Origin of the sequence: Stieleria sp. (assembly GCF_041595215.1) — a bacterium.
GTDB classification, from domain to species: domain Bacteria; phylum Planctomycetota; class Planctomycetia; order Pirellulales; family Pirellulaceae; genus Stieleria; species Stieleria magnilauensis.
On record NZ_JBFHKV010000447.1, the window covers coordinates 1 to 6,318 of the forward strand.

At 59.2% G+C, this 6,318-nt stretch carries 5 protein-coding genes; 3 read left to right on the forward strand and 2 right to left on the reverse strand.

The annotated features are described in order from the left end of the window. Positions 1–472: 472 nt before the first annotated feature. Positions 473–2,335 (reverse strand): hypothetical protein, encoded by a 1,863-nt coding sequence (locus ABX749_RS17500; protein ID WP_372897095.1) that lies wholly within the window; start codon positions 2,333–2,335, stop codon positions 473–475. A 361-nt stretch (positions 2,336–2,696) separates the two neighbouring features. Further along, positions 2,697–3,587 carry a hypothetical protein gene (locus ABX749_RS17505; protein ID WP_372897096.1) on the reverse strand — a complete coding sequence of 297 codons (891 nt, stop codon included), beginning with the start codon at positions 3,585–3,587 and terminating at the stop codon, positions 2,697–2,699. 404 nt (positions 3,588–3,991) lie between these two features. On the opposite strand from ABX749_RS17505, the gene ABX749_RS17510 reads away from it, so the two are divergent. From ABX749_RS17510 to ABX749_RS17520, 3 genes are all read left to right on the forward strand, one after another. Next, the gene (locus tag ABX749_RS17510) at positions 3,992–4,612 is read left to right on the forward strand and encodes a class I SAM-dependent methyltransferase (protein ID WP_372897097.1); all 621 of its coding nucleotides are present in this window, start codon (positions 3,992–3,994) and stop codon (positions 4,610–4,612) included. Positions 4,613–4,766: 154 nt separating this feature from the next. Continuing rightward, positions 4,767–5,336, forward strand: coding sequence for an ECF-type sigma factor (locus ABX749_RS17515; protein ID WP_372897099.1), 570 nt, complete (start codon positions 4,767–4,769; stop codon positions 5,334–5,336). Between the two features lie 131 nt (positions 5,337–5,467). Then, positions 5,468–6,318 (forward strand): serine/threonine-protein kinase (locus ABX749_RS17520; RefSeq protein ID WP_372897101.1); only part of this gene is annotated, 851 nt, incomplete at its 3' end.

Genomic DNA, 6,318 nt, shown 5'->3' on the forward strand with positions numbered 1-6,318 from the left:
AAACACTTCCACCTTCGAAAGCACCACCAGACACGCGATCAGTTGAGAAAATCCAGCAAAGGGCGTCCGAGCACGTCCGAACCATTTGCTAGTAATTCAGCAGTCTCGTCCGGGGTCGAGGGGATTGTGGGACGTGCTTCCCGGAGGTGTCGCTGCGCTGACCTCCGGCTACTCGCTGGCATCCCTCCGGGATACTCGGTTCGCTGCCGCTCTCCTTTGACACCAAACGGAGTGATGCTTGTGAGCGGCAGGGCTCTGCGCTTGTCAAAACTTTGTCGATTGAGCGGTATTGGGCTCGCGCCCTGCCGCTAACAAACAACACCCCGGTTGGTTTGAAGGTAGGTGGCATGGCCGCGAGCCTACGGGCCGCCGCGGGGTTGAGATGATGTGAAGGCCCAGACGCTGGCGCGAACCGGCTGATATCCCTCGGCGATCAGCGGTTCAACGCAGTATCCCACCGGGCCGGGCAGGACTACTTCAAGCTCACCGATTGCGCGGCACCACCCACCTTGGCGTCTTTGACGACGATCGTTTCGGGTGCGTCTTTGCCAGCCTTGATGATGAACGTTTTGTCCTTGGGAGCCGCCGGGACAAACGTCTTTCCGGCAATGCGAACCGTGTAAAGGATCTCGTTGCTGTCGCGGTCGACGAGCTGCACGACGGGGGAATCGACATCAAAGGTCAACTCCCCGAGTTTTCCCCACGACGGCGGATTGTAGTTGTCGAATTGCGAAATCGTTCGCGGCCAGCCGGGGTACTGCTTTGCCGACGGATCGGTCACGTCAACATTCCGCGGCCAACATTCCATCGTGATCTGACGGGTTTTGGTGTTCAGACGGACGATGCCGAATCCGGCCGATCGTGTGTTCAGCACGTTGCCAGCCGGCATTTTTTCGGGGTTGGCTGCGGCGTAATTGGTGACCTTGTTGGCAAAGCCGTCGAGATGGTCTCCCGTGTATTCCGGGCTGCCCGGTTCGCGGTTTTGTCCCGGTTCCAGCGGCTCCCACCAGCGGAGATACAGGTTGGCGATGGAGGGAACACAAAACGACCAGATGGCGTCGCGATGTTCGTCGATGCCATGATGAAAGATCGTGGCCAAGTGTTGATCGCCGGCGTAGTGAAACGCGAAAGCTTTGCGGAGTGCCTGCAACGCACGGTTTCGTCCGGTTTGAGGCCAGCCGTTGGAATCCATGTCGGCATGCAATCGACCGTTGGCGCTGCCGTGGATGTGTGCACCGCCGCAGAAGATGGTTTGCGACAGGGCAACTTTCATGCTCGCGTCACGCCAGTCCTGGGCCCAGCTGTCCAGGAAATCCAACTGTCGCTGCCCCAACAGGATCGCGCCATCGACATCGACGCTGGCCGGATCGTAATCGGGATTGCGTATGTGGTCGGGCCGCGGTCCTTGCTTGGGCACGCGGCCTGCCGGACCGGTTTTGAACTTGCGGTCTTCCAGAATGGCGAAGTCGATGTTGCCCCAATTCAAATTGGTGAAGTAGACGCCGATGCCTTGACCAATTTTTCCCGGGTCGACCGGATCGGGGAAATGGCTGGTCTGGGCGCGTTCGACTTCCTGGACATAGATTCCGGGTTGGCGGTAGCCGCCGTCGGCGTTGCCACTGAGCGTGGAAATCTTTCCGCTTTCGCCCCACAGGTTGGGCTGGCCGACATCGTGGTCATCGGGCAGACAAAGCGTCGGGCGATCCTTGATGATGTCGCCGAAATCGCGCCCGAATTTCAGCCAGGCGGCGAGGTGTTTGTTGTGGTCGTAGACCTGGTCGCCGGAGAAGAACAGCACGTCGGCGTCGACTTTTCGAACATTGTCGATCAGGTCCTGGCGTGAGATGTCGCCGCCATGGGCCGGTTGAATCGAGTTGCCGGTAAAGCCCGCGACGACGATTTCGTCCTTGTCCACGGGGTTCTTGCGAATGACGCCTTCGTACTTCGCTTCGGCGCCATGCACGACCCGATAGTTGGATGCTCGGGTGTCGTCCCAATTCTCGACTCGAAACGGCGCCGTCCAGCCGGGTTCCACGACGTTCGTACGTGCGACTTCCACCCAGTTGCCGTCGGTTTCGATTTCCAGCCGAACGGTTCGACTCTCGCCGGACTGAAGCGGATAGAGTTGGGCGGTCAACTTGAGCGTGTTGTCGTGGACTGTGTAGAGCGCAAAACAAATCACCTCGCTGCGTTCGACTTCGGGAATTTCCAGGACGGCGCGGCGCGGTCGTCGTTGGGCATTCTGTTGAGCGATTGCCGGAGTCAGACCCAGGAGCAACACCAGGCAGCAGAGCCCGGCTGTTTTGTATGGTTGTAGATTCAGCTGTAGATTCATTCGTGTGTCTGTCGTTCAGAGTGGGGCGAGACGAGTGCTCTGGCTACATTCAAATTTGAGGTTGCGTTTGTCGAGCGGAAAAGCGGCAGGTTGTAACTTGCGGAACGATGAAACGATTGCTGGGCCCACGGATGGCAGCGCGAACCCACGGATTTTTTGCACCCTGTCATCCGTGGGTTCGCACTGCCATCCGTGGGTATTATTTTCGATCGTTAGCCCGGTGAAATTGCTGGAGTGCTTCGTGAAGTTTGAATCTAGGGGATGAATCTATAGCGTAAGCCGCCAAGACTGTCGGCGGATCGCCATCGGAGCCGAAACGCTTGTAAGTACCGCTATCCCAAAACTGAATGTGGCCAGAGCACTAGTGTAACTCAGCGGTCGCCGGCTGCCGACCTTGGGAGACTTTCTTCTCGCCCGGTTTTCGCCACAATAAAAACAAGAAGAGCGGAATGGCGAAATGTGGTGCCCGGAGGACGCTTTCGTGCAGGAATTGATCCGCCCCCCAGTAGTTGAGCCCCCACGACATGCCTGCGACGGGGCGAGCGATGGCGGTCAAGAATCCCCACGCGGTCGCGTACAACGCGCTGGCGCGACGCACGTAGGGAATGCAGATTCCGACACAGACGGCAAGGTCCAGCACGCCGGCGGTTCGCAGCAGAAGTTGTGCGGTGGAATACTCGACGCCCAGGATCAACGTCGTCATGGCATAAAAGTTTCCCGGCGTCGGCCAAAATCCGATCGCATAACAGCCGTGACCGGCAAAGGTCATGATCAAGGCGATCACCGCCGTCGTCACCGTGACCCGATGCCCCGCACCGAGGGCGAGCGCCATGACCAGAATCAATGGGATCAACATCTGGCCCCCATGTTCGATGAACATCGGCAGTTGCCGTTGTGCGGCGACGTAACTGGCGTAGCTGAGCAAGGTCAGCAGCCCGCTACCGAGTACCAGTCCGGACATCTGCACCCAGGACGTTTTGCGAACCGTGATCGTCAAGAGCGTGCAGGCCAGGTACAGCCACCAGATCCGAGCGATCCACTTTTGCACAAAACCGTCATCGGCCCCCGTGCCGACAAATTCGTCCCAGGAGAGTCCCAGTCGTGTGGCGAGGTCGTACGTGGCGTCCTGCCAGAGCAGCACACCATAGGGGCCTTCCCAATAATAGTGCACCCAAGTCCAACCGGCGAAGCAGAGAAAGGCTCCCAGCCGGAGGCAGGCGATCGGCAATCGGTGCGGATTCGATTCGTTCACATTCGACCTGGGCGAGACGCGGTGCTTGTGGGTGACGCTACAATTTTTGATGGCAGACGATTGTAATCCCTGATCCGGAAGAAGTCTCAGGACGGCAGCTGTACGGTCTGTCGATTGAGTCGATGTTCTAAAGTCAACGCGATGATGTGATGCGAAGGGACGCCACGTGGCCCCTTGCTGACGCATGCGGTCTTGAATCCAATACGGCTAAGTTAAGCGTCGCGTCCTTGTGCTGGGGCCCGTAGGCTTGCGCCAAACGGCTGATAATCGTTTGGGATCAGCCGGTTCGCGCCAGCGTCCGGGCCTCACTATTTGTCTTAACTTGGCGGTGTCGGGCTTGATTCGACAGGCCGTGTGGCGGCCGATACGATCGAGTTGGACCATGTACTGAAAAGGATGCGTCGATGGCACAGAACGTTCCCAGCAAAGAGCACTTTCAGCAAGCCTATGACGGTAGTGCTCCGTGGGATATCGGTAAACCGCAACCGGTCTTCGTCGAGGCTGCCGAACAGATCACCGGCAGACTGCTCGATGTCGGCTGCGGAACCGGAGAAAACTCGCTCTTCTTTGCCGAGCGGGGCCACCCGACCACCGGCATCGACTTTCTTGAACACCCCATCGCCCAGGCAAAGCGAAAAGCAGCGGCGCGTGGGCTGCCGGCGGCGTTCAGGGTGATGGACGCGCTTCGCTTGGGCCAACTGGATGACGTTTTCGATTCGGCGATCGACTGCGGCTTGTTCCACGTCTTTTCCGACGAGGACCGCGCACGCTATGTCGACGCTCTGGCGCGGGTCGTTCAACCCGGCGGCAGATTGTTCCTGATCTGTTTCAGCGATCAGGAACCGCCGGGTGACGGACCGCGGCGAATTTCACAAGCCGAAATCCACGCCGCCTTCGCAGACGACTGGCAGGTGGAATCGATTCGGCAAGCCCGATTCGAAACCCGCCGTGATCCGCACCTGTCGCCGTTCAGCGAGGGCGGACCGCTGGCCTGGTTCTGCGTGATTCGCAGGAGTGCCGGTTGATGGAATCGACGTTCCGAAATCAACGCGATCTGGTGAGGGCCAATGCGTCAGCAACGAGCAACATCGAAGTGGGCTAGAATCAGCAGCTGCCGATACACTTCGCGGACGTCAACGATTGACGTGCGACCGCCTTGCCTCCTGCAAATCGATTCTTGTGTCAGACGTTACCCGAATCCTCCATCAGATCGAAGCCGGCGATGCCGCGGCGGCAGGCGAATTGTTGCCACTGGTGTATGCCGAACTGCGGCGACTGGCGGGGCACAAGATGGACAAGGAAGCGGCGGGGCAAACGCTGCAACCGACCGCGCTGGTTCACGAAGCGTACGTGCGTCTGGTGGGTGACGAGGATGTCCGGCAATGGGACAATCGTGGCCACTTCTTTGCAGCGGCGGCCGAGGCCATGCGCCGCATTCTGATCGATAACGCTCGCCGACGTCAGAGCTATAAACGTGGCGGGGACCGCGAGCGCCTGGAGATCGCGGAAGTCGATGCGATCGTCGAATCGGCCGACGTCGATGAATTGCTGGATCTGGATGCCGCCCTGACCAAACTCGCCGAATGTGAACCGGAAATGGCCAAGCTGGTCCAATTGCGATACTTCGCCGGGCTATCGGTCGAGGAGTCGGCCAAAACGCTCGGCATGTCCCCGCGAACGGTCAAACGAAATTGGGCATTCGCCCGGGCATGGCTCGGTCGTGAACTGAATTTGGGCGAGGGGACCTAAATTGGGTGGCCCCGGCTGATGCTGGAATCCGCATTGTATTCTGTGGGGGCGATTCCTCGCAGCTGGGCAGGCAACGAGTCGGCGTCCACACGATAGCGTTCGCGGATCTTTCCTGGATTTGTACAAACATCATGGCCGTCGCCACCGAAAAGTCGATCTTCTTTCACGCCCTCGAAATCGAATCGCCGGCCGAGCGGGCCGCGTATGTCGAGGGTGCGTGTGACGGCGACGAGCATCTCTTGACCGCCGTTTGCGCCTTGCTTCGTGAGAACGATCGGGAGGAAAACCCCGTCGACCGTCCGGTCGGGGCCGCCTGGATGTCAACGGATCTGGTCTGTGATGATGCAGGTGTCGCCACCACTCGGTTCTTCCCCGGGGCGATGGTTGGACCGTACAAGTTGATGGAGCGAATCGGCGAAGGCGGATTTGGATTGGTCTTTGTGGCTCAACAGCAGGCACCGGTCCGACGGCGGGTTGCGCTCAAAATCATCAAGCCGGGCATGGAGTCCCGCGAAGTGCTGGCTCGGTTCGAGGCCGAACGCCAGGCGATCGCCTTGATGGACCATCCCAACATTGCGCGCGTGTTTGAAGCCGGCGTCACGGAGACGGCGCAACCGTATTTCGTCATGGAGCTGGTGCGCGGCGTCCCGCTCAATGAGTTTTGCGACCACCATCAGTTGAACATGTCCGAGCGGCTCAAGCTGTTTGTCACGATCTGCCATGCCGTCCAGCATGCCCACCAAAAAGGGATCATCCATCGCGACCTGAAACCGTCCAATATTCTCGTCACACTTCAGGATGGACAGCCGCTGGCAAAGGTCATCGATTTCGGCGTGGCAAAGGCGATCGGCCAGAGCTTGACTGTCAAAACGATTTACACGCGGTTCGCGTCCATGGTCGGCACGCCGGCCTACATGAGTCCCGAACAGGCGGCGATGAGTACCGACGATGTTGACACGCGGAGCGACATTTATTCGCTCGG

Coding starts and splice junctions, on each gene's coding strand:
- ABX749_RS17510 (WP_372897097.1), top strand. CDS start 3,992: ATGGCACAGAACGTTCCCAGCAAAGAGCACTTTCAGCAAGCCTATGAC.
- ABX749_RS17500 (WP_372897095.1), bottom strand. CDS start 2,335: ATGAATCTACAGCTGAATCTACAACCATACAAAACAGCCGGGCTCTGC.